This is a genomic window from Bosea sp. 685 (assembly GCF_031884435.1).
Taxonomy (GTDB): Bacteria; Pseudomonadota; Alphaproteobacteria; order Rhizobiales; family Beijerinckiaceae; genus Allobosea.
The window spans coordinates 3,994,546-4,020,623 of the sequence record NZ_CP134779.1; the positions used below are offsets into that span (position 1 = coordinate 3,994,546).

23 protein-coding genes are annotated in these 26,078 nt (G+C 66.5%); 10 read left to right on the plus strand and 13 right to left on the minus strand.

The window, feature by feature from the left end; genetic code table 11:
* Positions 1 to 31: 31 nt before the first annotated feature.
* The 7 genes from RMR04_RS19880 to RMR04_RS19910 all read left to right on the plus strand — a co-directional run bounded on the left by RMR04_RS19880 (position 32) and on the right by RMR04_RS19910 (position 8,472).
* The gene (locus RMR04_RS19880; RefSeq protein ID WP_311910073.1) at positions 32 to 1,501 is read left to right on the plus strand and encodes a sensor histidine kinase; all 1,470 of its coding nucleotides are present in this window, start codon (positions 32 to 34) and stop codon (positions 1,499 to 1,501) included.
* Positions 1,480 to 2,898 carry a sigma-54-dependent transcriptional regulator gene (locus tag RMR04_RS19885; protein ID WP_311910074.1) on the plus strand — a complete coding sequence of 473 codons (1,419 nt, stop codon included), beginning with the start codon at positions 1,480 to 1,482 and terminating at the stop codon, positions 2,896 to 2,898. Before RMR04_RS19880 ends, RMR04_RS19885 begins: the two co-directional genes overlap by 22 nt.
* A 99-nt stretch (positions 2,899 to 2,997) precedes the next feature.
* Entirely contained in the window at positions 2,998 to 3,693 is a 696-nt protein-coding gene (locus RMR04_RS19890; protein ID WP_311910075.1) for a hypothetical protein, read from the plus strand.
* Between the two features lie 62 nt (positions 3,694 to 3,755).
* Positions 3,756 to 4,214 carry a hypothetical protein gene (locus tag RMR04_RS19895; RefSeq protein ID WP_311910076.1) on the plus strand — a complete coding sequence of 153 codons (459 nt, stop codon included), beginning with the start codon at positions 3,756 to 3,758 and terminating at the stop codon, positions 4,212 to 4,214.
* Between the two features lie 242 nt (positions 4,215 to 4,456).
* Positions 4,457 to 5,773: an MFS transporter gene (locus RMR04_RS19900; RefSeq protein WP_311910077.1), complete on the plus strand. Its 1,317-nt coding sequence runs from the start codon at positions 4,457 to 4,459 to the stop codon at positions 5,771 to 5,773.
* A gap of 5 nt (positions 5,774 to 5,778) precedes the next feature.
* Complete coding sequence (locus tag RMR04_RS19905) at positions 5,779 to 7,011, plus strand: anion transporter (RefSeq protein WP_311910078.1); 1,233 nt, start codon at positions 5,779 to 5,781, stop codon at positions 7,009 to 7,011.
* Positions 7,012 to 7,254: 243 nt separating this feature from the next.
* On the plus strand, positions 7,255 to 8,472 hold the full coding sequence (locus tag RMR04_RS19910; RefSeq protein ID WP_311910079.1) for a GGDEF domain-containing protein: 1,218 nt from the start codon (positions 7,255 to 7,257) through the stop codon (positions 8,470 to 8,472).
* 99 nt (positions 8,473 to 8,571) lie between these two features.
* On the opposite strand, the gene RMR04_RS19915 is transcribed toward RMR04_RS19910, so the two are convergent.
* From RMR04_RS19915 to RMR04_RS19930, 4 genes are all read right to left on the minus strand, one after another.
* Positions 8,572 to 9,204 (minus strand): class I SAM-dependent methyltransferase, encoded by a 633-nt coding sequence (locus RMR04_RS19915; protein ID WP_311910081.1) that lies wholly within the window; start codon positions 9,202 to 9,204, stop codon positions 8,572 to 8,574.
* Positions 9,205 to 9,307: 103 nt separating this feature from the next.
* Complete coding sequence (locus RMR04_RS19920; protein WP_311910082.1) at positions 9,308 to 9,721, minus strand: nuclear transport factor 2 family protein; 414 nt, start codon at positions 9,719 to 9,721, stop codon at positions 9,308 to 9,310.
* 157 nt (positions 9,722 to 9,878) lie between these two features.
* Positions 9,879 to 10,631, minus strand: a complete 753-nt coding sequence (locus tag RMR04_RS19925; RefSeq protein ID WP_311910083.1) for an SDR family NAD(P)-dependent oxidoreductase — start codon at positions 10,629 to 10,631, stop codon at positions 9,879 to 9,881.
* Positions 10,632 to 10,680: 49 nt separating this feature from the next.
* Positions 10,681 to 11,415 (minus strand): SDR family NAD(P)-dependent oxidoreductase, encoded by a 735-nt coding sequence (locus RMR04_RS19930; RefSeq protein ID WP_311910085.1) that lies wholly within the window; start codon positions 11,413 to 11,415, stop codon positions 10,681 to 10,683.
* A 270-nt stretch (positions 11,416 to 11,685) separates the two neighbouring features.
* On the opposite strand from RMR04_RS19930, the gene RMR04_RS19935 reads away from it, so the two are divergent.
* Entirely contained in the window at positions 11,686 to 12,582 is an 897-nt protein-coding gene (locus RMR04_RS19935; protein WP_311910086.1) for a LysR family transcriptional regulator, read from the plus strand.
* Between the two features lie 381 nt (positions 12,583 to 12,963).
* Here RMR04_RS19935 and RMR04_RS19940 read toward each other — a convergent pair whose 3' ends face one another.
* The gene (locus tag RMR04_RS19940) at positions 12,964 to 14,388 is read right to left on the minus strand and encodes a MocR-like pyridoxine biosynthesis transcription factor PdxR (protein ID WP_311910087.1); all 1,425 of its coding nucleotides are present in this window, start codon (positions 14,386 to 14,388) and stop codon (positions 12,964 to 12,966) included.
* Between the two features lie 131 nt (positions 14,389 to 14,519).
* On the opposite strand from RMR04_RS19940, the gene RMR04_RS19945 reads away from it, so the two are divergent.
* Entirely contained in the window at positions 14,520 to 15,182 is a 663-nt protein-coding gene (locus tag RMR04_RS19945; RefSeq protein WP_311910088.1) for a GNAT family N-acetyltransferase, read from the plus strand.
* Positions 15,183 to 15,554: 372 nt separating this feature from the next.
* On the opposite strand, the gene RMR04_RS19950 is transcribed toward RMR04_RS19945, so the two are convergent.
* Positions 15,555 to 16,520, minus strand: a complete 966-nt coding sequence (locus RMR04_RS19950) for an IS481 family transposase (protein ID WP_311910089.1) — start codon at positions 16,518 to 16,520, stop codon at positions 15,555 to 15,557.
* Positions 16,521 to 16,631: 111 nt separating this feature from the next.
* Between RMR04_RS19950 and RMR04_RS19955 the strand changes: the two genes are divergently transcribed.
* Positions 16,632 to 17,279: an alpha/beta hydrolase family protein gene (locus RMR04_RS19955; protein ID WP_311910090.1), complete on the plus strand. Its 648-nt coding sequence runs from the start codon at positions 16,632 to 16,634 to the stop codon at positions 17,277 to 17,279.
* A gap of 317 nt (positions 17,280 to 17,596) precedes the next feature.
* Here RMR04_RS19955 and RMR04_RS19960 read toward each other — a convergent pair whose 3' ends face one another.
* From RMR04_RS19960 to RMR04_RS19990, 7 genes are all read right to left on the minus strand, one after another.
* On the minus strand, positions 17,597 to 18,475 hold the full coding sequence (locus RMR04_RS19960) for an SMP-30/gluconolactonase/LRE family protein (RefSeq protein ID WP_311910091.1): 879 nt from the start codon (positions 18,473 to 18,475) through the stop codon (positions 17,597 to 17,599).
* A gap of 37 nt (positions 18,476 to 18,512) precedes the next feature.
* Positions 18,513 to 19,442, minus strand: coding sequence for a 3,5-dioxohexanoate:acetyl-CoA acetone transferase (locus tag RMR04_RS19965; protein ID WP_311910093.1), 930 nt, complete (start codon positions 19,440 to 19,442; stop codon positions 18,513 to 18,515).
* A 10-nt stretch (positions 19,443 to 19,452) separates the two neighbouring features.
* The gene (locus RMR04_RS19970) at positions 19,453 to 20,400 is read right to left on the minus strand and encodes a 3-hydroxyacyl-CoA dehydrogenase (protein WP_311910094.1); all 948 of its coding nucleotides are present in this window, start codon (positions 20,398 to 20,400) and stop codon (positions 19,453 to 19,455) included.
* Complete coding sequence (locus RMR04_RS19975) at positions 20,397 to 21,176, minus strand: SDR family oxidoreductase (protein ID WP_311910095.1); 780 nt, start codon at positions 21,174 to 21,176, stop codon at positions 20,397 to 20,399. The genes RMR04_RS19970 and RMR04_RS19975 overlap by 4 nt, the downstream gene beginning before the upstream one ends.
* A gap of 14 nt (positions 21,177 to 21,190) precedes the next feature.
* Positions 21,191 to 23,251, minus strand: a complete 2,061-nt coding sequence (locus tag RMR04_RS19980; RefSeq protein ID WP_311910096.1) for an ABC transporter permease — start codon at positions 23,249 to 23,251, stop codon at positions 21,191 to 21,193.
* Positions 23,248 to 24,828, minus strand: coding sequence for a sugar ABC transporter ATP-binding protein (locus RMR04_RS19985; RefSeq protein ID WP_311910097.1), 1,581 nt, complete (start codon positions 24,826 to 24,828; stop codon positions 23,248 to 23,250). The genes RMR04_RS19980 and RMR04_RS19985 overlap by 4 nt, the downstream gene beginning before the upstream one ends.
* Before the next feature lie 68 nt (positions 24,829 to 24,896).
* Positions 24,897 to 26,021, minus strand: coding sequence for a sugar ABC transporter substrate-binding protein (locus RMR04_RS19990; RefSeq protein WP_311910098.1), 1,125 nt, complete (start codon positions 26,019 to 26,021; stop codon positions 24,897 to 24,899).
* Positions 26,022 to 26,078 lie beyond the last annotated feature (57 nt).

A 26,078-nucleotide genomic window follows, 5' to 3' on the forward strand; every position in this document is an offset into this window, starting at 1 on the left:
CCGGCATTTGCCGCAGACCGATGACATGCTGATGTCTCTGCGCGCCCTGCTGATCGGGCTCTGGATTCTGATCGTCCTGTCGGCGGCCGCGACCGGCTTCCTCTTCGTTTCGTTCTATCGGGAGACGGCAAGCGTTCAAGCCGGGCGGGCGCAGGACAGGCTGGTCTCGGCCTGCCGCGACATCGCCGACCGCTATGCCTTCTTTGCCTCCGGCTGGGGCGGACCGGGCGCGGGCCGGACCGACGAGGAGCTGCGCCGGCAGTTGACGAATCTCGTCCAGCTCGCGCTCGCCCGCTCTCCGCAGATCGAGGGCGGCATCTGGCGCGAATCCGAGGGGGCGCTCGCCTATGCCTTCCCGACCTATGAGGGAACGGGCCCGAAGACGGACCTGCCGGCGGCGGAGCTTGCGACGATCGGCGAGGTCAATGCCGCGGCCGCCGCCGCCGGCAAGCCGACGACGGTGGAGCGGCGGGGGCAGTCGCAGATTCTCCTCCTGCACGCCTGCCCACTCGGCGGGCCCACTGACGCCACGCTGACCGGCTGGACCATGACGCGGATCGCGGCCAGCGTCGGGCCGGCCTATGACCGGCTCATGACCGGGTTTGCGGTTCTCGCATTGACGGTGCTCGGCTCCGCGCTCTGGCTGGGCTGGCTCCTGGTCGCGTGGTCGCGGCGGATCGCGCGGCTGGAGGCTGATCTCGCGGCCGGCCACGATGCCGATCTGCCGCGCCTCGCGCCGACGGGCCTGCCCGAGCTCGACCGCCTCGTGCAGGCGCTCAATGCCAGCGGAGAGAGGCTGTCCGACGCCCGGCGAAGGGCCACCAGCGCCGAGCGACTGGCGGCGGTCGGCCGCCTCGTCGCGGGCGTCGCCCACGAGGTCAGGAACCCCGTGGCGGCCATGAGGCTCAAGGCGGAGAACGCTCTCGCCGCGGGCGACGAGCAGCGCCGCAGCGCCGCGCTCGGCTTCATCCTCGACCAGATCGCCAGGCTCGACCGCCTGCTGCGCGACCTGCTGACGATGAGCCAGCCGCGCGAACCCAGGGCCGAGACGGTCGATCTCGCCCGCTTCCTCGCCGGGATCGTCGCCGCCTTCGGCGACCGGGCGGCCGCGGTCGAGGTTAAGCTGATCGACTGGCTCGACCCGGATGCCGCAACCGCACCGCCGCCGCGCTTCGATGCCGGGGAGATTGGACGCATCGTCGAGAATCTCATCGGCAACGCCTTGCGGCATACGCCGGCCGGCGGCAGCGTCGAGCTGACCGCGGCAAGGCGGGGCGAGAATCTCGTGATCGCGGTGCGCGACGACGGGCCCGGCGTGCCGGCCGAGATTCGCGACCGCCTGTTCGAGCCCTTCGTAACCGGCCACCCGGAGGGTACCGGCCTTGGCTTGGCCATTGCGCGGGAGATCGCCGGCGTGAATCGCGCGACCGTGCGCCTGCTGCCCTCGGATCGGGGAGCCCATTTCGAGATCGAGCTGCCATGGCACCATCGACCATCCTGATCGTCGACGACGAGGCCGGCCTGCGGGAGAGCCTGGAAGAGACGGTGCGCGATCTCGGTTACGAGGCCGCAACCGCCGCATCCGGGCGAAGCGGCCTCGACCGCCTGCGCGCCGAGCCGATCGACGCGGTCCTGCTCGATCTGCGCCTGGGTGGCGAGATGGACGGCCTTGCGGTTCTCAAGGCGATCCGCGCCCTCCCCGTGCCGCCCCCGGTCACGATCCTGACCGCCTATGCGACGGCGGACAACACCATCGAGGCGATCCGGCTCGGCGCCTTCGACCATCTCACCAAGCCGATCGGCCGCGCCGAGCTCGCCGACACCCTGATGCGGATGCTCGCCTTGCGGGCGATGGAGCAGGCGGCTCCGGCTGCTGCGGAGGACGGGCAGGCTGCCTCCCGCTTCACCCTGGTCGGGTTGAGCGAGCCGATGCGGATGGTGCAGAAGGCCATCGGACTGGCCGCCGACAGCGACACGACCGTCCTCGTCGTCGGCGAGACCGGCACCGGCAAGGAACTCGTCGCGCGCGCGCTGCACGAACACGGCAGACGCAAACCCAGGCCGTTCATCGCCGTCAACTGCGCCGCCATCCCCTCCGACCTGCTCGAATCCGAGCTCTTCGGGCATGTGAAGGGTGCCTTTACCGGTGCGGCAGCCGACCGGAACGGCGCGTTCCGCGATGCGGATGGCGGCACGCTCTTCCTCGACGAGATCGGCGACATGCCGCCTGCCATGCAGGCCAAGATCCTGCGGGTGCTGCAGGACAAGATCGTCACGCCGGTCGGAGGGCGCCCGGGCCAGGTCGATGTCCGCATCGTCGCGGCCACGCATCGCAAGCTGCCCGAGCGCGTCGCGCAGGGCCTCTTCCGCGAGGATCTCTATTACCGGCTGAACGTGCTGGCGATCCCGCTCGCTCCCTTGCGCGAACGGCTCGCCGATATCGTGCCACTGGCCGAGCATTTCCTGCGCCTGGCAGCGCGTCCAGGCGAGCGCCCGAAACGGATGACGGGCGCGCTGGCGGCGTATCTGCTCTCCCGCCCCTGGCCGGGAAACATCCGGGAGCTCAAGAACGCCATCGACCGCGCCGTCGTGCTGGCGCGGGGCGATACGCTCGATGTCGCGGATATGGGCGATGCCGGCATCGAGGCGGGGCCGGCCCCCTCGCCTGCCGGATGGCTCGATGGCGACCTGCCCACCGCCGTGGCCAGGCTCGAGACCGAGATGATCCGCCGCGCGCTCCTGGCCTGCGCCGGCAACCGCACCGAAGCCGCCCGGCGCCTCGGCATCAACCGGCAGCTTCTCTACACCAAGATCGAGCGCTACGGCCTCGACGCCGGCGAGGCGTCCGGATCCCTGACGGCGGCTGTCAGGAATACGGACGGCCGAGAGCGCGACTGATCGACTAAGCCTTTGAAATATAAATACTTGCCCGTTGGCACACCGGTTGCGGATGAATTGTCATCCCGCCGGGCAGCCGGCACGACAGCAGGTGAAATCATGACGAACAGAGTTCGCTCGACAGCCGCCGCACTCTTGTTGCTGGGCGGCACGGCACTCGGGGCCGCCACCGTCTTCGCACAGGCCCGTGGCGGCCTGGCCTATGACGCCTCCCAGCTTCCACAGACCAAGGGCATCGTGAAGCAGTACACGCTGAGCCCACGCGGCGAGATCGACGGCCTGCTGCTCACTGATGGAACCGAGGTCAAGCTGCCGCCGCATCTCTCCACCCAGACGGCGTTCGCGCTGCGACCGGGCGATGCGGTCACCGTCCGCGGCCTCAAGGCGCGGGCCCTGCCGCTGGTCGACGCCGTCTCGGTCACCAACGATGCGACCGGTGCCATGGTGCTCGACCAGGGCGGCCCGGAGGACCGTTCGGCCGCCTCCGAGGTCATCACGAGCAAGATCGTCGCCGTGCTGCACGGCAAGCGCGGCGAGGTCAACGGCGCGGTTCTCGACAACGGCGCCCAATTGCGGTTGCCGCCGCATGAGGCCGAGCGCTTCGCCGACCTTCTCAAGCCCGACCAGACGATCTCGGTTCGCGGCGAAAGCACGAAGAACGCGCTCGGCACCGTGATCGAGACAACCGCGCTCGGCGCCACGCCCGATCGCCTGGCGCAGCTGGACGCGCGCCGCCCGAAGCCGCCGCGTCCCGATGATCGCGCTCCGCCGCCGCCTCCCGGACCGCGCGGCTGAGCTTCCAGAACGCGCCGGCCGCCGTCTCCCGACGCGGCCGGCATCCCAGACAGGATTTTCCAATGCCCCATCAGGATATTCATCTGCGTGGCACGGTGCGTGATCTTTTCGCTCACCGCTTCACCCTCGAAACCGACCAAGGCCTGCTATTGGCCGACCTCACTCCCGAAGGTCAGGGTCTGATCAGCCTCGCCTGCGGCGACAGCATCGCGATCGCAGGCGAACGCAAGCCTTCCGAGATCAAGGTTCGCCAGCTGACGCGCGGCGAAACCACGATCGAGATCGCGCCCAAGCCGAAGCCCGAACCCAAGCCCGGCAAGCATGATGGCCCCGAGGCGCAGGCCGATCCTGCCAGGGCGGTCGATGCGGTGCGCCAGGCCGGGTTCGAGCCGGATGGCGCGCCGCGCCGCAAGCCGAAGCATTTCGAGATCGATGCGGCCAAGGATGGCAGGCGCTTCGAAATGCACGTCACTTTCGCCGGCGAGGTGCGGCATGCGAAGCCGCTCCTCGGCGTCGATTGACGCAAGGGCAGAATTTCGCGGAGCCGGCGGGAACCGCCGCACGCTCCGCGGGTTTGAAGCCGTGGTCACGTCGGGGCTCCCCTTGCGGAATTCCCGACGCGATCCCCTTCCCGGCTCGATCGTCAGCGCGCTGCGGCGCGCCCGCCGAACCAGGCCTTCGCACCAGATCCACGCCATGACCCTGTCCGGCGCATGCCGGACGTCTTCTCCACCTGTCCACCTCCTTGCCGCGAGACGCTGCCATGCCCACGCAAAGCCAATCAGGCGCCTCAGCTAAACCGGGCGAGCGCGCGCCGTCCCGGCGGGCGCTTCTCGGCCTGGACGCCCTGAACTTCTTCCTCGCCGATGTGCGCGACGGGTTGGGGCCTTATCTCGCCATCTATCTGATCGCGGTGCGCGGCCCGGAGCAGGGCTGGAACGAGGCGACGGTCGGCCTCGTCATGAGTATCGCCGGCATTGTCGGCCTGATCGCACAGACCCCGGCCGGAGCGTTGATCGACAGGGGCCGTCATAAGCCGGCGATCGTCATCGCCTCCGCGATCGCGGTGACGCTGTCGTGCCTGACGCTTCCCTTCATCAGCAATTTCTACCTGGTCGCCGGGACGCAATCGATCGCCGCGATCGCGGGCGCGATCTTCCCGCCGGCACTGGCCGCGATCACGCTCGGCCTCGTGGGGCCGAAGATGTTCTCCAGGCGCATCGGCCGCAACGAGGCCTTCAACCATCTCGGCAACGCGGGCTCGGCCGCGATCGCCGGCGCGACCGCCTATTTCTTCGGGCCGATCGTGGTGTTCTGGCTCATGGCCGTGCTCGCGGTCTTCAGCATCGGCGCCATGTTGATGGTCCCGGAAAAGGAGATCGACGACGATCTCGCGCGCGGCCTCGACGAGGCTGTCGACGAGGAGAAGCCGTCCGGGCTCAAGGCGCTGCTGCACAACCGCCATCTGATGCTGTTTGCGCTGCTTTGCGCCATCTTCCACCTCTCCAACGCCGCGATGCTCACCTCCGTCGGCCAGTTGCTCACCCGCGTCGCCGGCAAGGAACAGGCGACCTCGCTGATCGCGGCCTGCATCGTGGCGGCGCAATGCGTCATGGTGCCGATGGCGATCATGGTCGGCGCCAAGGTCGATGCCTGGGGCCGAAAGCCGATCTTCCTCGTCGCCTTCGGCGTGCTGGCGCTGCGCGGCGCACTCTATGTCGTCTCGGACAACCCGTTCTGGCTGGTGGCCGTGCAGGCGCTCGACGGCGTCGGCGCCGGAATCTTCGGCGCGCTGTTTCCCATCGTGGTGGCGGACCTGACGCGAGGCACCGGCCGCTTCAACGTCTCGCAGGGCGCCGTCGCGACGGTCCAGGGCGTGGGGGCCTCGATCTCCGCTTCGCTGGCAGGCGTGATCATCGTCACCGCCGGCTATTCCACAGCCTTCGTCACGCTCGCCGCAATCGCGGCCTGCGGCCTCGTCCTCTATCTCCTGGCCATGCCGGAGACCCGCGGATATGAGCCGCCGACCGACCACGGCGCCGCCGCGGCGCGCGCGCCCGCGAACGAGAAAATGGCCTGATCGGCATGACCGGCTGGGGCCTCAACGCGACGCAGATCCTCGCGATCGCGATCTTCCTTGCGACCTATGTCGCCATTGCGATCGGCCGGATGCCTGGCCTGCGCGTCGACCGGGCCGGCGCGGCCCTGATCGGCGCCACGCTCATGGTCGGCTGCGGTGTGCTCTCATTGGAGGACGCCTATCGGGCGATCGATCTCGACACCATCACGCTGCTGCTCGGCATGATGATCGTGGTCGCCAATCTGCGGCTCTCGGGCTTCTTCCGCATGGTAACCGGCTGGGCCGCAGGCCGGGCGCGGCATCCGGTGCTGCTGCTGTCGGTCGTGGTGATAACGACCGGCGTGCTCTCCGCCTTCCTCGTCAACGACGCGATCTGCCTGGTGATGGCACCGATCGTCATCACGCTGACCCGCGCGCTCGAGCGCAACCCGGTGCCCTATCTCATCGCGGTGGCGCTCGCCTCGAATGTCGGCTCGACGGCGACGATCACCGGCAACCCCCAGAACATGATCATCGGCAATCTCTCGGGCATCTCCTACGGCGCCTTCACCGGCGCGCTGCTGCCGATCGCGGCGCTGGGCCTGCTGGTGACGATCCTGCTCGTGCTCCTGCTCAATCCGCGCGAATACATGACGCGGCAGGCGCTGCGGAGCGTCACCGTTCCGGCTCACTATCACGGCTGGCTTGCGACGAAGGCAGCGCTGGTTTCGGTGGCGATGATCGCCCTGTTCTTCCTCGGTCAGCCCGTCGCCAAGGTGGCGATCTGCGCAGCGGCGCTGCTGCTGCTCACCCGCAGGATCGAGCCCCGCAAGGTCTATGCCGAGATCGACGGGCCGCTGCTGCTGATGTTCGCCGGGCTGTTCATCGTGGTGCGGGGGCTCGAACACGCGGTGCTGACGCCTGACCTGCTGGCGCAGGCCGCCCGTCTCGACCTCGGCAACGTGGCCGCGCTGACGGCGGTCACAGCGGTCCTCTCGAACCTCGTCAGCAATGTCCCGGCCGTGCTGGTGCTGAAGCCCTTCGTCGAGCATCTGCAAGATCCCCGGCGCGCCTGGCTCGTCGTGGCAATGGCCTCGACGCTCGCGGGCAACTTCACGCTGCTGGGTTCGGTCGCCAACCTGATCGTCGCCGAGCGCGCCGCCAAGGACGGGATCGCGATCGATTTCTGGACCTATTTCAAGGTCGGAGCGCCGCTGACACTGGCGACGCTGGCGATCGGCATCTTCCTGATGCGCTGAATTCGAACGCTGCCAAATTCGAGCGCTGCCAAGAGGCTTTCGGGCGAAGTGGGCGCGACGGCCAAGATTCGAAGGTTCGAAGGGCATCCAGGCCCCGCTCGCGCCGCCCGGGTTCAAGCTCGGGCCGGTCGCGCCGAGCGCCTCGGGTCAGCCGCCCGCCACAGATTGCGAACAGAGATTCATTCAAAAAACAGGTCTTTAGGCGTAGGCGGGTCACGCTCTCGCTTCGCTTTCGGTCAGACGATGGATCTTGCTACAGTTCTTCTGCTTCACAAATCCTCGTTCATCGTCGGCGCGATCTGCTTTTTTTACGTCAGGTGGCGCTCGAAGGAGCCGGGCCTCGATTTTCTGGCGATCGGCTATGGCCTTCTCGGCGTTGCCTCGACCCTTGCCGGCGCCGGGGAGCAGGGCACGCTGCCCTATGAGGTCTGGACTTTCGGCAGCTTTTCCATCGGCGTCACCGGCTATTCCTTGATGGCGATGGGGCTGCTCCGGCTGAGCAGCCGGCAGAGGAAGCCTTCGGGCTGGCTCCTGCTGGCCATCGCCCTCAGCTTGTCGGCGATCGTCGGAGGCATGCATTGGCATGCCGATAATCAAGCGCGTGCCGCGATATTCAACGCCAATACCGCCGCGTTCCTCGGATTCTCCTGCTTTGTCGTCCTGAGGGATTTCTTCCCTGAACGCCTGCCCGCGAGATTGGGACTTCTAGCCTCGCTCGCGGCCGCAATGGTTTTCTCGACATTGGTCGTGATCAAGATAATCGCTCCGCAATATGGACCGATCGAGGCCCGTTATGCCTTTTTCATGCTGATCATCTGCCATTTCTCCATTGCATTATTCGTTATTGTTCTCGTCCAGGAGCGCGCGGAAGCTCAGCTCAAACACCTGGCAAATACAGATGCGCTCACGGGGATACCGAACAGGCAGCATTTTCTGGCATCTATTCCAAACCAGCTCAGGACCGGGGACGCTTTTATCATGATCGACATCGATCATTTCAAAGGCGTCAATGACCGTTACGGTCATGAGGCGGGCGATGTGGTTCTTGTGGGCGTCGCGCAGGCCATCGCTGCCGTGGCTGGGCGCGGATGCATGATCGGCCGTCTGGGTGGCGAAGAGTTTGCGCTGTTTCTGCGCGACCAGACCGAGGCAACCGCCTTCGCCATGGCCGAGCAGATCCGGCGGGCGGTCAATGCCCTGGGCTTCGCATCGGGCAAGGAGACGATCACACCGAGCGTGAGCGCAGGCGTTGCCCTGTGGAGAGGCGATTGCAGTGCACAGAAGCTGCGCGATTGGGCTGACCAGGCGCTCTACCTGGCAAAGCGAGGCGGCCGCGACCGGGTCGAACTCCATGCCAATCTTCCAAGCACGGAAAAGCGCTCTTTCAGCGTGATCCCGGCAGCGGACATCCAGCATCCCGCCAGCGGCCAGCATCCGCGCGTGGAGCAGCGCGCCGCTTGATGACTTGGACCAGCGCCGCGGAAGGCGCAGGGATTGGCGCCGCCGCTGCCTGGTAAGCCAGCCTCCTGACAATCGCTTGGGGGTGGGCGCCGGGACCTGTCAGGGCTTCACGAACCGATAGGCGAAGCGATCGGTCTGGCTCTTGATCGAGGGGTCGAACACCTTGATCGCGTGCGGATCGTCCTTGTTCGCGAGCAGGGTGCTTTCCGCGTCCAGCACGAAGCCGGCCGCCTCCACTTCCTTGCGGACGGAGGCAGGGTCGATCCGATGCAGCGACTGGGCGTCGCTCGTGCCCACGCCTGCAGCAGCCGCGTGATCGACGATGACGTAGCGCCCACCGGGCTTCAGCCGCTCGTAGACGGCACGATTGAAATCGGCCGCCGTCGCACCCTTGGCCTGCATCAGCGCGGTGTGGAGATCGTGGTAGAACAGGTGCAGCCACAGGACATCCGCTGGCTGCGTGACCTCTGGCATCGCTATGAGGTCCGCCGAGACGGCTTCGACATTCTCTCGGCCCGGCTCTTTCGCAAGCGCCTGCATGTGGCCGAGCGGATCGTTCTTGAAGTGGGCGACTTCCGCCGGCACGAAGCTGTAGACTCGCCCCTCCGGTCCGACGATGTCGGAGAAGAGGCGGGTCCAGTCGCCGTCACCTGGATACACGTCGATCACGGTGGAGCCCGCATCGATGCCGGCGAAGCGGGTCAACTCGGATAGCTTGGATTGGTCGTACATCGGAATCTCCTTGTTGGGCATTTAACGAGCAGGCGGCGTGCGAGGGGGGCAATCCGTGGCGGATCCACCGCCTATCCCATGCCGATGGCTGCAGGGGGCCAGGCTAAGCAGGCTCGGATGCGTCCATCTGCGCGGCTCGGGCCAGTGCCTGCGTGTCGACGTATTCCCGGATCTTGGTCAGCCTGCCGTCCCGGACCGTGATGGCGAAGATCCAGTCGTCCTCGAACGTCTTGTTCGTGGCTTTGATCTTTCCCCGCGCGAAGCCGACGACGAGGACCCGATCTCCTTGCGCCACGAACTCCCGGGGTTCGGTCGACGTCTCCATCGACTTGGCTGCCGTCTCGAGCAGATCCGCCAGCCCGGCGTGTCCGTGGCGCGTTCCGGCCAGCGGCCAGTCCTTGCCTGGAATGATCCACTCGATGTCCTCAGTGACCAGCGCCAGCAGGGCCGCCCTGTCGCCGCGGCCGATCGCGGCGAAGAAGTCCTTCACCGTCTGGATGTTCTTCTCAATGCTCACGGGAATCTCTCCATTTCGCATGGATCGGATCGGGCTCGATCCGATCCGAGCATGGTGGCCCTGTGGGCGCGTCGTGTTCATCAGTCGAACTTCACAAGCTCCTTAAAGTTCAGATGACCCCAGCGATTGCCACGCGCCTGGACGAGCAGCCCGGGGGTCAGACTTGCGCCAGCCCTCCATCGACCGCGAGATCCACGCCAGTGATGTAGGAACTTTCATCGGAGGCGAGGAAGGTGACGGTCGCCGCGATTTCCTCCGGCTGGCCCCTTCGACCCATGGGGACCTGCGAGGCAAATTGGGCGGCCGCCTGCTCGGCTTGCTCAGCTGTAAGGCCCGTCGTTGTCGCCAAAGCGGGGGTCTCGATCGGTCCTGGGCTCATCGAATTCACCCGGATTTTGCGGTCTTTCAGCTCCAGCGTCCAAGCGCGCGCGAAGTTGCGCACAGCCGCCTTGCTCGCAGCGTAAGCGCTGAACCCGGGTAGCCCCATCACGTTCGAGACCGAAGAGGTCAGGATAATCGAACCGCCGTCCCGGAAGAGGGGAAGGGCTTTCTGCACGGTAAAGAACAGCCCCTTCACGTTCACGTCGAAGGTCTGGTCGAAATGAGCCTCGGTCGCCGCCGCGAGCGGAGCAATTGTCCCTGCGCCCGCATTCGCGAAGAGAATGTCGATGTGACCATGTTTCTTTTTCACGACGGCGTAGAGCCGGTCCAGATCGTCCAGGCGCGCCACGTCGCCGACGACCGTCGTAACGTTGTCCTTGATGAGGGCAGCGGCCTCTTTCAGCTCTTTCTCGCGTCGCCCGGTAATCACGACGTGAGCGCCTTCTTCGACGAAACGTTTGGCCGTGGCCAACCCGATCCCGCTGCTGCCGCCGGTGATGACTGCGACCTTGCCTTCAAGTTTTTTCATGGTGTTTATCCTTCGTTGTGCGTGGGCCAGGCATGGCCCCAGGCGGGGGTCAGAGTTGTGCCAGGCCGCCGTCGACGGCGACCTCGCTGGCGGTCATGAAGCTGCTGTCCGACGAGGCCAGAAAGGCTGCCGCCGCCCCGATTTCGGCCGGATCGGCCATGCGCTGGAGCGGAGTCATCGCGCCGTAGGCCTTCTGGCCCTCCTCGCCCAACGCCGCCTTCGCGAGTTCGGTCGCCGTCGCGCCGGGTGACAGCACGTTGACCCGGATGCCGGTGCCCTTCAGCTCCTCCGCCCAGCTCCGCGCGAGGTTGCGCACGGCGGCCTTGCTGGCGCTGTAGGCCGTGAATCCCGGGGCGCCCGTGGTGCCGGCGCTCGATCCGGTCAGGATGATCGAACCGCCCGGGCCCATCAGCGGCAACGCCTTCTGGACCGTGAAGATCGTACCCTTCACATTGGTGTCGAAGGCTTCGTCAATGTGCTCGGCGGTGATCTGGCCGAGCGCAAGCGGGCTTCCCGCACCGGCATTGGCGAAGACGATGTCGAGGCTTCCGCGCTCGGCCTTCACCGCCGCGTAGAGCCGGTCGAGGTCGGCCTCATCGGCGACCGAGCCCTTCACCGCGCGGGCATTGGGTCCAAGCTCGGCCACCGCCGCATCGAGCGCGTCCTGCCGGCGGCCATAGATGAAGACGAAGGCGCCCTCCTCGATGAAACGCTTTGCTGCAGCCAGGCCGATGCCGGTGGCGCCGCCTGTAATGACGGCGGTCTTTCCATTCAATCTGGTCATGTCATGGATCCTTCCAGGGTTTCGCCTTGGTCTTGGGGGAGGCGCTCCCTCGACCCTCAACATGGGTCCGCCCAGGTCAGGCGTTGAGTCAGGAGGCGCGCATATCGGTGGTGCGAAAACGATCCGGCAAGGGTTCAGCGGCGGGCGAGACGACAAGGTTGCGCCGTTGCGAACTGGGCTGCGCTCATCGACCTATGTTACGGTAACTGCTCGAACTGCTGCACGATGCGTTATGGATCTGGAGGGCACCGCGCGGTGCCAAATTGCACCATGATCGACTGGGATGACGTTCGCTATTTTCTCGCCGTCGCGCGCGGAGGCTCGGTGCGGGCTGCCGCCAAGCGCCTCGGCGTGAACCACTCGACCGTGCTGCGGCGCATCGCCCAGCTCGAGGAGCGCCTCGGGGCGCATCTGTTCGAAAGGCTGCCTTCGGGCTACCGCCTGACGGCAGCGGGCGAGGAGGTCCTCGAACTCGCGAACCAGATGGAAGCGTCGTCGCACCAGCTGGAGACGCGCATCTTCGGTCGCGACCAGAGCGCACGCGGGCTTTTGCGGGTGACGCTGCCACCGTTCCTCGCGACACATCTGCTCATGCCGGATCTCGCCGATTTCGCGCGTCTCCATCCCGACATCGAGATGGAGATCGTGTCGACCGGCGAGGTGGCGAATCTGACCAGCCGAGAGGCCGACGTCGCGATCCGCATTGTCACCGACCGCAAGACCCTGCCGCTCAATCTTCACGGCCTGAAGGGACCGGAGCTGTTCAGCGGCGTCTACATCTCCCGCGATCGACTGGCCGCGTGGCGTGCGGGCGCGCCTGATCCCATCCGGTGGATCGTCATAGACAATCATGGCCTCCCGCTCTGGGCGCGCGAGGGAGAGGTTCACACCACAGGAGTTCCGTTCAGGACCCCCGACGCCGAGACGCAGATCGTCGCAGTGCGGCAAGGGATCGGGATGACGAAACTGCCCTGCTTCGTCGGAGATGCCGATCCGCTGCTGGTGAGGGTGCCGGGCACCGACCTGCCCATGCATGGGACGCTCTGGCTTCTCACGCAGGGCGAGACACGCAAGACGGAGCGCGTCCGGCTCTTCACCGAGTTCATATCCCGCAGGCTCGCCGCGCACGCTCCGCTTCTCGCGGGGCTGTCCATATCGCGCGAGTGACACACGGCAGGTCGCCGACGACGCCTGCAGTGGACACGTATCTGCAAGCGGAACCGGAGCCTTTGGACCGGTCATGCCCGCGGGACGGCGGGCTGCCGCCATTCACTTCGCCACGGTCGCTTTAGTCTCTTGGGTTTTAGTCCCGGGGGCCTTCGATTTTTATCGGAAGGCAGAGCGGGAGTGGCAGATCGGTGGGATTGTCTGCGCAAGCCAACCGCCCATCCTTGCGGATGAAGGCGCCCATAAACGCCAGCCGAACGCACCGGTGAACTGCGCCAGTTGCTGACATTGGGGCACTGCCCGTAACCGGACATGTGCACCCTGCACACAGCTGCCGTTTACGAGAGCGATTGCTCCTCGCCGCCACGACAGCGCTGCACTTTACGTGCAGCGAGATTTCATGATCTCGGCCAGCCGGGCTACGTCGGCCTGCACGGTTGCCGGCGCGACGCGCGATATGCCGAAAACCAGCCCCGGCCGCGCCGGCCCCAGATGGAAACGCGACATCGGCTGCATCGCGAACCCATTTGCCTTCAAAATCTGTGCAATAGCCTGATCATCGACCTCCGGGTCGCGGAACCACGCCGCCAACTGGAGCCCGCCGGATCCCTCGCTGATATGCAAAGCATCACTGCAATGGTGCTGAAGGGCCGCGACGCTCGCTGCCATGCGAACGGCGTAAAGGGCTTTCATCTTGCGAATATAGCTACGCAGGCGGCCGTCGCGAATGAAATCCGCCAGCGCCGCCTGGACATGGATCGGCACGACGGCGCCGCGAAGCTGCAAGGCGGCTGAAACCTCCCCCAGCAACCGCGGCGGGATGATCGCGTAGGCAACCCGCACTCCAGGAGCCAAAATCTTCGAGAAGGTGCCGAGATAGACCACGATGCCGTTGCGATCGATACCCTGCAGCGCTGCGATCGGTCGCGAGCCATACTGGAACTCGCTATCGTAATCGTCCTCGATCACGATAGCGCTGCTTGCCTGCGCGACCTCCAGCAGGGCGAGGCGTCTCTGCAGGCTCATCGTCACGCCCGTCGGATATTGATGCGAAGGCGTCACGTAGATCAGCCGTGGCGGCGGCCCGAGTGCCCTGGCGACGTCGATCCCGGCATTGTCGCAAGGGACCGGCACCATCTCTGCCCCGGCACTGCGCAGCAGCGCCTGTGCCGTGGGATAACCCGGCTCCTCCATCCAGGCCACGCTGCCATTCGCCTCTCCGGGCCGCAGCAGAACGCAGGCCAGCAGGTCAATGGCGGCGCGGGTCGAGGGCACGATCATGACCTGCTCAGGCCGCGCAACGACGCCCCGCGTGTGGGCGACGTGCTCGAGGATAGCCTTCTGCAGGTCCCGGACGCCGTTCGCATCGCCATATCCGAGGTCGTGGATTCTCAGCGAGCGCGCGCGGGCCCCGAGATAGCGCGCCCAGCTCGCATGCGGGAAATCGGCGAGGTCGGGAACGCCGGGCTCGAAAAGCCTGGACAGCGCAGGCTCGTTGGCTTGCTCGGACAGGCTCGGCGCCGGCTGTCGCGCGAGCGGGAGTGGTGCCGTCCCGACCTCCGCGACACGCGTTGCCGAGCCCGTCTGCGCCACGAGATAGCCGTCCGCCTTCAGGCGCTCATAGGCTTGAACCACGGTCGAGCGGGCGACGCCAAGCGAGCGGGCCAGAGTGCGCGAGGACGGCAGGCCTTGCCCCGCCCGCATGGTGCTGTCGAGGATGCGTTCCCGGATCCCGCGATAGAGCTGCCCCTCGAGGTCGCCCGCCGCTTTGTCCAGGGCCCGCCAGGCCAGGGCGTTTGCCGACACCGTCCAATCCCAAAGTGGTCTGACAAGAATGAGAGAAGTGGCAGTTTACACCATACCATGCCCCCGGCCAATGGTAGCGCGATGCGCTTTCGCCGCATTTGCAAACCCACTCGCGAAATTAGGACGTCACCATGGATCTGTCGGATTGGAAGGGCGTTCCCCGCCCCGAGCGGATTGTGCTGGAAGGGCGCTATGCGCGCCTCGAACCACTCAACCCCGCCACACATGGCGACGACCTGCTCGCTTCCGCCCGCGAGCCGGGTGCCGACGACCGTTTCCGCTACCTGTTCGAGGAGACCCCCGCGGACATGGCCTCCTTCGGCGCTTGGCTCGAAAAGGCCTCGACCTCGACCGATCCGCTGTTCTTCGCGGTCATCGACAAAAAGACGGGACGGGCAGAGGGGCGGCAGGCGTTGATGCGGATCGATGCCGCGAACGGCGTCATCGAGATCGGCAATATCTTGTGGGGGCCGGCGATCGCCCGCAGCCGCGTCGCGACGGAGGCGCTCTATCTTTTCGCGCGCTATGCCTTTGAGACGCTGGGATATCGGCGCTTCGAATGGAAGTGCAACAATCACAACGAGCCTTCGAAGCGCGCGGCCCAGCGCTTCGGCTTCACGTCCGAGGGTGTCTTCCGGCAGCATATGGTGCAGAAGGGCAAGAACCGTGACACCGCGTGGTTCGCGATGATCGACATCGACTGGCCACGTCTCAAGGCCGGCTACGAAGCGTGGTTGGCGCCCGAGAATTTCGATGAGAATGGCCAGCAGCGCATCAGGCTCAGTCTCGATTGAGAGCAAGGCAGCAAGACTGCCTGCGCCAGAGCCTGATGATTTCAGACGGGGTCACTTCGTGATCCCGTCTGAAATATGAATCCGTCTCTCATCAATGAGTTAGAGCAGGATCGATTGCGAAAAACCGGTTCCCACTTTTTCGCATCCTGCTCTAGCGGCTGACCACAGTCGCCGGCGGGCGGCGGCGGCCATTGGTCGGTTGGGCAGCCTTCGACGCGGAAGGCCTGCTGCGCTAGGCTGGCGCTCTGACGGCGCCCGGAACTGGGCCGTCTAGAGCATTTCCGCATTTCTTCGAATCGCGGAAATGCTCTAGCTCCTTGTTTTAACGCGTTTTCTTCACGCGAACCGGTATCCACTTCGCTCGAAAACGCTCTAGCTGTGGAGCCTCAACAGGTTGTCCTGATCGAGAGCGAGTCTGCTGATTGGGGTATTGGCCTGGATACCGCCATGGGGTCGATGCCAGTTGTAATGGTGGAGCCAGCGCGGCAGCTCCTCTGTTCGGCGGTCTGAGTGATCATAGGGCCTGGCGTAGGCCCATTCGCGCAGAGCTGTCTGGATGAAGCGCTCGGCCTTGCCGTTGGTCTTGGGTGTGTAGGGTTTTGTCCGGATGTGCTTGAGCCCGAGATCGCGACATGCGTCGCGGAAAGCGAAGGCTTTATAGCATGAGCCGTTATCGGTCATGACGCGGGTGACGGTGACGCCGAGGCGCTCGTAATAGGCCACCGCCGCCCTGAGGAAAGCGACCGCGCTTATGGCCTTCTCGTCGGGCTTCATCTCGACGAAGGCGAGTCGCGAGGCATCGTCGATGCAGACATGGGCGAACTCCCAGCCGAGGCCTTCGCCGCGTCCGCGCCGGTTGCTCTGGCGGGTCCGGTCCCCGGTGATGCGGTGGCCGACACCGTCGATGCGGCCGAGCTTCTTGATGTCGATGTGGATCAACTCGCCGGGATGGGCGCGCTCGTAGCGGCGCACCGGTTCGGCCGGCTCGAGGTCGCGCATCCGGCTCAATCGCGCCCGCCGCAGGATCCGGCTCACCGTCGCCGGCGAGACGCCAGCTTGCTTGGCGATGGCCTTGCCGCTCAGCTTCTGGCGCCGCAGCGCGAGGATCTGCTCGATCCGTTCGCTCGGCGTCGGGCGATGCAGCCGGTGCGGCCGCGACGAGCGGTCGGCCAGACCTGCCACACCCTCGGCGGCGAAGCGGGCGATCCATTTATCGACGGTCTTCAGGCTGACGCCGACGCAGACCGCGATCTCGGAAGGCCTGTGCCCATCGGCCGCCATCCGCACAATCCGCTCTCGACCCAGCGGTGTCAGACGGGCATTCTTGTGGATGTTCATCCGGTTCCTCCCCGAGGGCTCTGAAGCTTCGCAACCTCAGCTTCCTCGCTCGGGACCGGATGGACAACCTATTGACAGCTCACAGCTAGCTCGTCGAGGCAGGACAGCGCGATGTTTCTTTTCGACGGTCCCGACCAGGCCGCTGTGACGATCCTCCTGGCGCATGGGGCCGGCGCTCCGATGGACTCGCCATCAATGACGGCGACCGCAAAGGCGCTGGCCGGAGCGGGCTTTCGCGTTGCCCGCTTCGAGTTCGATTATATGGCGGCACGGCGGGCCGGAGATGGTCGCAGGCCACCCCCACGCGCTGAAAAGCTGAATCCGCAATATATCGCCGCTGTCGACGCGCTCGGCGCCAAGGGGGCGCTCGTCATCGGCGGCAAGTCGATGGGTGGCCGCGTCGCGAGCATGGTGGCTGATGCGCTGTTCCAGACAGGCCGGATCCGCGGCCTTCTTTGCCTCGGCTATCCCTTCCATCCGCCTGGCAAGCCGGAGCAGTTGCGAACCGGGCACCTGGCCGATCTGAAGACGCCGACTCTCATCGTGCAGGGAACGCGCGATGAGTTCGGCACCCGGGAGGAGGTATCGACCTATCGGCTTTCGCCGCTCATCGACGTCCTATGGCTGGAGGATGGCGATCACGATCTGAAGCCGCGCAAGCGGATCTCCGGCTTTTCGAGCGCTGACCATCTCAGGACCATGGCCGAGGCAGCTATCGCCTGGACTGAGCGCCCAACGCATCACGCAGCGACCCGGTAGCCGCTCGCAAGCCGCGCCAAGACGACGCGCGGACCGGCCCCGTCATCGCCAAGCCTCAGACACCGAAGGTCAAAGGCAGCCCGCTGGAAGGCGTGTCATCGAGATACGCCAGACCCTCGGTCGTCGCTGGCAGCTGGCGAGAGAACGCGAGCTTGCTCGCGAGCAGCGGCAGCCGAGCGCCATTTGCAGACATCGAGTGAAGGCCCGAAAGCGGATAATGGCCGTGCCGGAGGCGAGCGATCGCCGGCAATGGTTTCATGCGACCAGGCGGACGGTCCTCGTTCTTCGAAAAGCAACAGGCCGATTGGCAGCCTTCTTCATGCCCCGAACCGCATCTCCGGCAGGCCTCGAATGCCGAGATCGTAGATTGCGAACAGGCTGCCACGCAGCACGCCGTCGCCGGGGAAGCGCGGCAGCGGCGGCTTGGCCATCGAGGTCACGAACAGGATGTCGAGGTTCGGGCCGCCGAACATCACGCTCGTCACCTTCTTCACCGGCATGTCGATGATGCGGTCGACGCTGCCGTCCGGTGCATAGCGCACCAGCCGCCCGTCATAGACCAGCGCGTTCCAGAGGAAGCCTTCGGCATCCACCGTCGAGCCGTCGGCGGCGCCGCCCTTCGAGGTGTCGACCTTGGCGAAGACCCGCCGGTTGGTCGCCGCGCCCGTGTCGAGATCGTAGTCATAGGCCCAGATCTCGCCCGACCATGTGTCTTGGAAATAGAAGGTCTTGCCGTCCGGGCTCCAGCAGGGGCCGTTCGAGCAGACGATGCCCGTGTCGAGCTTCGTCACCTTGAAATCGGTCGAGAGGCTGTAGAGCGCGCCATTGGCGCCCTCCTCTTGCGTGTCCATCGAGCCGGCGACGAAGCGCCCGCGTTTGTCGACCTTGCCATCGTTCAGGCGGTTGGCGGATTGGTCGGGCTCGGGATCATGGATCAGCGTGACTTCGCCTGATTTGAAGTCCAGCGCATGGAAGCCGCGCTGCAGCGAGACGATGGCGCCGTGCCCGTCCTTGCGCAGCGCCATCGAGCCAATCTTCTGCGGCACGTCCCAGGCGCGGACCTCGCGCCCGTCGACGGTCGAGCGAAAAACCCGGCCGTCGAAGGAATCGATCCAGTAAAGTCGCTCCTGCTCGGCGTCCCAGAGCGGGCCTTCGCCGAGCGTCGTCTTGACGTCGACCAGCACTTCGATGCGCATGTCCGTCTCCCTGTCCCTGTCTTTCGGCTCGATGCTTTCAGAACGCGACCTTGTCGCCGCCCTTGAGGTCCAGCATCTCGCGCGCTTCGTCCGGCGTCGCGATCTCCAGCCCCAGTCCTTCCAGGATCAGCCGGACGCGGCGCACCTGGTCTGCATTCGTCTCGGCGAGGCGCCCCGGCCCGAGCCAGAGGCTGTCCTCCAGCCCGACGCGGACATGCCCGCCCTGGGCAGCTGCGATCGCGGCGACATTCATCTGATTGCGGCCAGCGCCGAGCACCGACCAGCGGTACTGGTCGCCAAACAGCCGGTCGGCCGTGCGCTTCATATGGGCGATGTCGTCGGGGTGGTTGCCGATGCCGCCCTGCAGGCCGAACACCGTCTGAATGAAGAGCGGTGCCTGCACCAGCCCACGATCGAGGAAGTATTTGAGATTGTAGAGATGGGCGGTGTCGTAGCACTCGAATTCGAAGCGCGTGCCGCTGCCGGCGCAGGTGGTCAGGATGTGCTCGATCTGGCCGAAGGTGTTGCGGAAGATGATTTCCTTGTTGGCGAGATAGGTCCGCTCCCAGTCATGCTTCAGGTCCTTGAAGCGGTCGAGCATGCCAAACAGCCCGAAATTCATCGAGCCGAGATTGAGCGAGGCCAGCTCTGGCTTGAAGGTCGCGGCCGGTTTGACACGCTCCTCGATCGTCATGGTCGGGGCGCCGCCGGTGGTGATGTTGACGACGCAATCGCTGCGCTGGCGGATGATCGGCAAGAAGCGGGCGAAGGCTTCGGGCGTCTGATCCGGCGCGCCAGTCTGCGGATCGCGGGCATGGAGATGGACGATCGCTGCGCCGGCCTCGGCCGCGCCGATCGCCGCGTCCGCGATCTCCTCCGGCGTCACCGGCAGATAGGGCGACATCGAGGGCGTGTGGATCGCGCCGGTGACGGCGCAGGAAATGATGACCTTGCGGGGCTTCGCCATGGTTGGAATCCTATTCTCCGATGTCGCGCGCGGCAGCACGCTTATGGGCGGCTAGCGCCATCAGACGCCGATCCCGCCAGATCTGGCGCTGGGCGATGTCATCGCGGGAGAGGCGAGCGGCGCGCTGGCCCTCGACCTCGTCCATGAGCGGACCGTTCCAGTCGGCGCGGCGGCCGGCGAGTTCGGTGGCGATGCCGCTATAGATATGCTGGTAGCGCTGCGCGTAGTCGCGCACGCCGCCGGGCGCATTGAGGTCGATCGTCTCGAAGGGGCCGATGAACGACCAGCGCAGCGCGAGGCCCTCCCGGATGCCGATATCGACATCCGGGACATCGGCGATGCCGTCCGCGACGAGCCGGAACGCTTCGTCGAGCAGCGCGCCCTGCATACGATTCATGATGAAGCCGTCGATCTCGCGCTTCATCACCAGAGGCTGCTGGCCGCAGCCGCGCATGAAGGCCGCCGCTTTTTCCACGGTTTCGGGAGACGTCCAGGGCGAGGGGCAGACCTCGACGGCCGGCACGAGGTAGGGCGGATTGATCGGGTGGCAGACGAGGCAGCGCGCGCGGCCCGCGACATGCTCCATGAAACGCGAGGGCAGGATGGCCGAAGTCGAGCTCGCGATCACGGCCTCCGCCGGCGTCAGCTGATCGAGTTCGGCGAAGACGGCACGCTTGCCCTCGACGATCTCCGGCGTGCTCTCCTGCACATAGTCGGCTCCGGCGAGGGCCTTCTCCAGTTCGGCGACGGGCTGGAAGCGCGCGAGCACCTCGCCGGGCTGCTGGCCATCGAGCAAACCGTTTGCGGCCAGCTCGGGCAGGACGGAGGCCGCGAATTCGCGCGCGGCACGCGCTGCCTCCGGGTCACGATCCCACAGCCGCACCTCGTGCCCGGCGCGGGCGAAACTGATCGCCCAGGAACGCCCGATCAGGCCGGAGCCGACGATGGTCGTTCTCATAGCGACTCCAGATTGCCGTCGACGGGGAAGGATTGGCCGGAGAGATTGTTGCCGGCGGGTGTCAGCAGGAACAGCGCCATCGCCGCGACATCCTCGGCATCGGTCATGCGGCGCAGAGAGATGCGCTGGAGATACTGCTCGCGCATCTCCTCGAAGGGTACGCCGACCTGGTTGGCGCGCGCTTGAATGACGCCGTCCATGCGCGGACCCTTGATGATGCCGGGCAGGATCGCGTTGACGCGGATGTTGGCCGGGCCCAGCTCCTTGGCGAGCGACTGCGTCAGGCCGATGATGCCCCATTTCGCCGCGGAATAGGGGGTGCGGAAGGCGTAACCGAAGCGCCCGGCCGAAGACGACATGTTGACGATGGCGCCACCGCCGGCGGCCTTCAGCATCGGTACGGCGAGCCGCGTGCACAGGAACTGGCCGGTGAGGCAGATGTCGATGGTGCGGCGCCATGCGGCCGGGTCGATCTCGTCGACGCCGCCTGTCGGCCCGGCGATGCCGGCATTGTTGATCAGCGCGTCGAGCCCGCCGAGCGTGGCCTGAGCCTCGTCGAACAGCCGCGCGACGTCGTCATCAGCAGCGACATTGCAGGTTGTCGCGCCGTGGCCGGGATGGGCGGCGCGGAAATCGGCGAGATGCCTCTCGTCGATATCGCAGATATGGACATGTGCGCCGTTGGCGATCAAGAGATCGGCGATGGCACGGCCGATGCCGGAGGCGCCGGCTGTGACGACGACGCGCAGGCCGGGTTTGAGCGCGAGTGCAGGCATCGTCTTGCGTCTCCTCAATGCGCGCGTTCGCGCAGCGCCACGACGGCGCCGAGCACCACGACGCCGTAGAGGATGGCGCGCGTGGCATAAGGCAGGGTGGTTCCGGCGAGCAGGGTCTGAAGCGCGGTCAGCAGCAGCACGCCGCCGAGCATGCCGAGATAGGAGCCGCGCCCGCCGGTGATGAGCGCGCCGCCGACCACGACGACCGCGATCGAAGGCAGCAGATAGTCGTCGCCCATGCCCAGGCTCGCCTGACCCGAGAAGCCCGCGAGCATGATGCCGACCAGGGCCGCGCAGGCGCCCGAGAGCATGTAGACCTTGACCAGCGTCGTCTTGACCGGAACGCCGGAAAGCTCTGCCGGGCGCTCGCCGTTGCCGATGGCATAGACGCGCCGTCCGAAGACGGTGCGGCCGAGCAGGATCGCTGCGCCCGCAGCGAAGAGCACGACGAAGGGCACGACGGGCGTCACGCCGAAGACCTTCGCGGTCATGAACCAGCGCAGCGCGGGCGAGGCGAAGCCGCTCGGCGTCCCGCCCGAATAGATCAGCGCCGCTCCTTGCAGGATGCCGTTCATCGCCAGCGTCACCACGATCGGCGACAGGCCGAGCGCGACGATGCCGAGGCCGTTGAGGAGGCCGATCAGGGCCCCGAGCGCGAGCACCGCCGGCACGGCGTAGACGAGTGCCGCGTCGGAGCCGGAGAGCAACCCGGCGCAGAGGATGCCGGACAGACCGATGGTCCAGGGCAGTGAGAGGTCGAGCCCGCCGGTCAGGATCACGGCGCCCTGTCCGAGCGCGAGAATGGCGAGGAAGCAGCCGAGCACGATCAGGGAATCGTAGTACGGCCAGGACAGCATCGCGTTGCCGAGCACGAACTGCGTCACCGCAAGCACGGCGAAGAAGCAGAGATAGGCGGGTAGACCGTTGCGCAGCGCCTCGGCATGGCGGCGCCAGAAAGCGGGACGCTCGATGGCCGGATCGCTCATCGGCAAGGCGACGCGCGTGGCCGGCAGATCAATCTGGCGGGGCAGCAGCCGGGCGCGGCGCGCTGCGGCGCGCGTCAGCGCCTGCCGGATCGTGCGGGCCAGCACCGAGTCGCGCGCCAGCGAGGAGGCGAGCACGGCCAGCACCAGGATCGTGCCCTCGACGACCGACGAATAGAAGGCCGGCACATTGAGCACGAGCAGGATGTTGACGACGAGCATCAGCACATAGGCGCCGAAGATCGTGCCGACGATGCCGCCACGCCCGCCGCCAAGTATGGTCCCGCCGAGCACGACCGCCGCGAACATCTGCAGCAGCATCGGATTGCCGACGAGCGGGTCGCCGGAGCCGGTCTGGGCCGTGATGAAGACGCCTGCCACACCGTAGAGCCCGCCCGCCAGAACGTAGGCGAAGAACTCGTGCAGCCGGACGCTGAGGCCGGCGGCGCGCGCGGCCTCGCGGTCGGAGCCCAAGGCCGGCAAGGCCTTGCCGAACAGCGTGTTCCGCAGCGCCAGCCACAGCCCGACGAGAACCGCGAGCAGCAGCACCGGCATGGGCAGCAGGCCGGGGATGGCGTCGCCGGTCAGGGCCTGCGCGAAGCTACCGGGAATCTGCCCGCCGGGCTTGTCCATCACCAGGAGGGTGACGCCTTGAAGGATGAACATGGTGGCGAGCGTCACCACGATGGGCTGGAGCCTTAAGCCTGCGATGAACAGGCCGTTGAAGGCGCCAGTCGCCGCGCCGACGCCGATGCCGGCGAGCGTCCACAGCAGCATCGAGCCGGGGCTGTCCTGCATCTGCCCGGCGAGCGTGACGTTGACGAGCGAGATGACGGCGGCCGCCGAAAGATCGAAGCCGCCGGTGAGCACCACGATCGTCTGGCCGCTCGCGGCGATGGCGAGCGTCGCGCCGCCAGCGGCAAGCGTGCCGAGTTCGTAATAGCCCAGCGTGCCGCCGCTGAGCCAGCGCACGAGCCCCAGGCAGAGCAGGAAGACGCCGACCGCGATCAGCGGCCCGCGCAGGCGGTCGGGCCAGCCGCGGACCAGGGAGGACGCGCCGCTCCGCGGCACCGTGGAAGCGATCGCGCTCACGAGACGCTCTCCCGCGTAGAAGCCTGCGCCTCGGCAGGCTCGGCTGCGTCTCCGCCCAGCATCGCGCGCAGGATCGCGTCTTCCGTGATCGCCTCGCCTTCGAGGCGGGCGGCTGGCCGCCCGCGATAGAGCACGATCACACGGTCGCAGAGATGCTCGAGCTCAGCGGTCTCGGTCGAATGGAACAGGATCGAGCCGCCTGCGGCCGCGAATTCCCGCATCAGCGCGTAGATCTCGTTCTTGGTGCCGACATCGATGCCGCGCGTCGGGTCGAACAGCAACAGGATGCGGCTTTCGGCGAAGAGCCACTTCGCCACGGCGATCTTCTGCTGGTTGCCGCCCGAGAAAGCCTTCACCGGCGTCCACAGCGCCCGCATCTGCACATTGAGCCGCGCCATGACGCGGGCGACCGCCGCCTCCTCGCGCTTGCGATCGACGAGGCCGAAGCGGCTGTAGCGCTCGATCACCGGCAGCGAGACGTTGCGGCGCCCGTCGAGCTTGAGGAACAGTGCCTCCGTCTTGCGGTCCTCCGGCACGAGGCCGATGCCGATCCGGGCGTCGAGCGCGTCGCGCGGCGAGGTCAAGCTGACCCGCCGGCCGTCGATGCGGATTTCGCCGCGGCTCTCGGCCGTGCCGAAAAGCGCCGCGAACAATTCGAGCTGGCCCATGCCCTGGAGGCCCGCGACGCCGAGGATCTCGCCGCGGCGCAGTCCGAACGAAAGCCGATCGAGCCGGCTGCCGACGGAAAGCTCGCTCGCGGCCAGTACGGCCTCATCGGAGAGGCGGCTGCGCGGCGGGCGGGACGGGAAGGAATGGCCACTGCTGCCGCCGGCGATCAGACCGATGAGCTCCTCGTCCCCGACCTGCGAGAGCGGTCGCGTCGCGACATGCTTGCCGCCGCGCAGGACGGTTACCCGGTCGCAGAAGGCGCGGACCTCGCGCATGCGATGGGAGATAAAGACGGTGGTGATGCCTTTGGTCTTGCCCTTGGCGATGATGGCGCCGAGCCAGTCGATGTCGCTGCCCGACAGCGTCGAGGTCGGCTCGTCGAGCAGCAGGATGTGGGGTTCGCGGAACAGCGCCCGGGCGATCTCGATCTTTTGGCGCTCGTTCAGATCGAGGTCGCGGATTTCAGAGCGTGGGTCGATCATGCCCAGACCCAGAGCGTCGAGATGCGCCTCGACCGCCCGGCGGGCTTCCCGCTTCCGTATCAGGCCGAGCGGGCCGCGCGGCGGGGTCGGCAGCAGCATGTTGTCGAGGACGCTGAGGTCCCGGACGAGGCTGAGTTCCTGGAAGGCGGTGCGGATTCCGTGACGGTGCGCCGCTGCGGGCGAATGCAGATCGGCGCTTTCGCCGAAGATGTCGAAGCCGCCCGTCGTCGGCCGGATCAGGCCGGAGAGCAGCTTGACCAGCGTCGACTTGCCGGCCCCGTTCTCGCCGAGCAGCGCATGCGTGTCGCCGGCCATGATGTCAAAGCCGACATCGTTGACGGCGATGGTCGCGCCATAGACCTTGCGAATGTCGCGGGCAGCGATGGCCACCCGCACCTGGTCATGGGAAATCTCGCGCTGAAGCACGGGCTGCCGTCCTTCCTGCGTTGGCGGGAACGGAAAGCCGGGCGGTGAGGCGCCGCCCGGCACTGCGATCAGTTTTCGGGCTGGCCGACGAGCGCGGCGTTCAGGCCGATCTCGGGCGTCTCGCCCGAGAAGATCGAGGCGAACCAGCCGGGATTGGTCACGATCGAGGGCTTGAAGGCGTTGCAGCCGGCCCGCATCTCGTCCCAGGTCCCTTCCTGGCAGAGCTTGATCGTCTCGTTGGTGACGACCGGCAGCGGCAGAACGGTCTTCTTCGCCACGTCCTTGCCTTCCAGCTTGGCGACCGCAAGCTTGAGCGCGAGCGCGCCCGAATAAGGCGGCGAGGCATAGGAGATGCGCGGCGCGGCCATCGGCTTGTAGGTGCCGTTCGCGCCCTCGACCTCGGTGCCAGTCGGTAGCATCTGCACGCGCCCGCCATTCGAGCCCTCGCCGGCGCAGGGCTTCAGCTTGTCCTCAGTGATGCCGGCCTCGAGCTGCATCGTATTGGCGGTGTAGCAGCCGACCTGCATCCACAGCCCGTCGATCTGGTCCCATTTGCGCGTGGCGAGAATCTTCGACAGCTCCGTGCGCGCGACCGCCTGGCTCCACATGCCGACCGCTTCGTTGACGATCTTGATATCGGGATGCTTCGCGAAGACCTCTTTCGCCGCCTTGGTGCGCAACGTGTCGACCGAGGTGCCGGGCACGCCGGTGATCGAGACGATGTTGCCCTTGCCGTTCAGCTTCTTCACCAGCCATTCGGCGGTGACGCGCCCGGCCTCTTCCTGATCGATCGCGACGTTGTAGGCGCAGGGCTCGGTGATCTCGCCGTCATAGGCGATGACAGTCACCCCCTTCTCGCAGGCGTTCTTCACCGCGGCGTTGAGCGCCGTCGGCGAGATCGGGAAGACGATGATCGCCTTGGCGCCGGCCTGGACCATGGCGTTGATCTGCTGGATCTGGCGCTGGGCGTTGGGGCCGGCGACCTGCACCTGCAGGTCGACCTTGTCGGCCATCGTCTTGGACGCGGCCATGGCCTTGATCATGTTGGCGGCCTCGCCCTGCCAGTCGTTGCCGATGTAGCTCATCGACAGGAAGATCTTGTGCTTGGCCTGGGCCTGCGCGGCTGAAACGCCCGCAGCCGAGATCGCCAATACGGCGGCCGCAGCCGCGATGAGGTGCTTCTTCTTGGACATGATGCGCGTCCTCCCCGACGCCGTAGTGCCTGATCGCCGGCACCTTGATGGATGCCT

Excerpts from the sequence above, each read along its gene's own strand:
- RMR04_RS19880 (WP_311910073.1), top strand. The coding sequence starts at position 32 with ATGTCTCTGCGCGCCCTGCTGATCGGGCTCTGGATTCTGATCGTCCTG.
- RMR04_RS19885 (WP_311910074.1), top strand. The coding sequence starts at position 1,480 with ATGGCACCATCGACCATCCTGATCGTCGACGACGAGGCCGGCCTGCGG.
- RMR04_RS19890 (WP_311910075.1), top strand. The coding sequence starts at position 2,998 with ATGACGAACAGAGTTCGCTCGACAGCCGCCGCACTCTTGTTGCTGGGC.
- RMR04_RS19895 (WP_311910076.1), top strand. The coding sequence starts at position 3,756 with ATGCCCCATCAGGATATTCATCTGCGTGGCACGGTGCGTGATCTTTTC.
- RMR04_RS19900 (WP_311910077.1), top strand. The coding sequence starts at position 4,457 with ATGCCCACGCAAAGCCAATCAGGCGCCTCAGCTAAACCGGGCGAGCGC.
- RMR04_RS19905 (WP_311910078.1), top strand. The coding sequence starts at position 5,779 with ATGACCGGCTGGGGCCTCAACGCGACGCAGATCCTCGCGATCGCGATC.
- RMR04_RS19910 (WP_311910079.1), top strand. The coding sequence starts at position 7,255 with ATGGATCTTGCTACAGTTCTTCTGCTTCACAAATCCTCGTTCATCGTC.
- RMR04_RS19915 (WP_311910081.1), bottom strand. The coding sequence starts at position 9,204 with ATGTACGACCAATCCAAGCTATCCGAGTTGACCCGCTTCGCCGGCATC.
- RMR04_RS19925 (WP_311910083.1), bottom strand. The coding sequence starts at position 10,631 with ATGAAAAAACTTGAAGGCAAGGTCGCAGTCATCACCGGCGGCAGCAGC.
- RMR04_RS19930 (WP_311910085.1), bottom strand. The coding sequence starts at position 11,415 with ATGACCAGATTGAATGGAAAGACCGCCGTCATTACAGGCGGCGCCACC.
- RMR04_RS19935 (WP_311910086.1), top strand. The coding sequence starts at position 11,686 with ATGATCGACTGGGATGACGTTCGCTATTTTCTCGCCGTCGCGCGCGGA.
- RMR04_RS19945 (WP_311910088.1), top strand. The coding sequence starts at position 14,520 with ATGGATCTGTCGGATTGGAAGGGCGTTCCCCGCCCCGAGCGGATTGTG.
- RMR04_RS19950 (WP_311910089.1), bottom strand. The coding sequence starts at position 16,520 with ATGAACATCCACAAGAATGCCCGTCTGACACCGCTGGGTCGAGAGCGG.
- RMR04_RS19955 (WP_311910090.1), top strand. The coding sequence starts at position 16,632 with ATGTTTCTTTTCGACGGTCCCGACCAGGCCGCTGTGACGATCCTCCTG.
- RMR04_RS19960 (WP_311910091.1), bottom strand. The coding sequence starts at position 18,475 with ATGCGCATCGAAGTGCTGGTCGACGTCAAGACGACGCTCGGCGAAGGC.
- RMR04_RS19965 (WP_311910093.1), bottom strand. The coding sequence starts at position 19,442 with ATGGCGAAGCCCCGCAAGGTCATCATTTCCTGCGCCGTCACCGGCGCG.
- RMR04_RS19970 (WP_311910094.1), bottom strand. The coding sequence starts at position 20,400 with ATGAGAACGACCATCGTCGGCTCCGGCCTGATCGGGCGTTCCTGGGCG.
- RMR04_RS19975 (WP_311910095.1), bottom strand. The coding sequence starts at position 21,176 with ATGCCTGCACTCGCGCTCAAACCCGGCCTGCGCGTCGTCGTCACAGCC.
- RMR04_RS19990 (WP_311910098.1), bottom strand. The coding sequence starts at position 26,021 with ATGTCCAAGAAGAAGCACCTCATCGCGGCTGCGGCCGCCGTATTGGCG.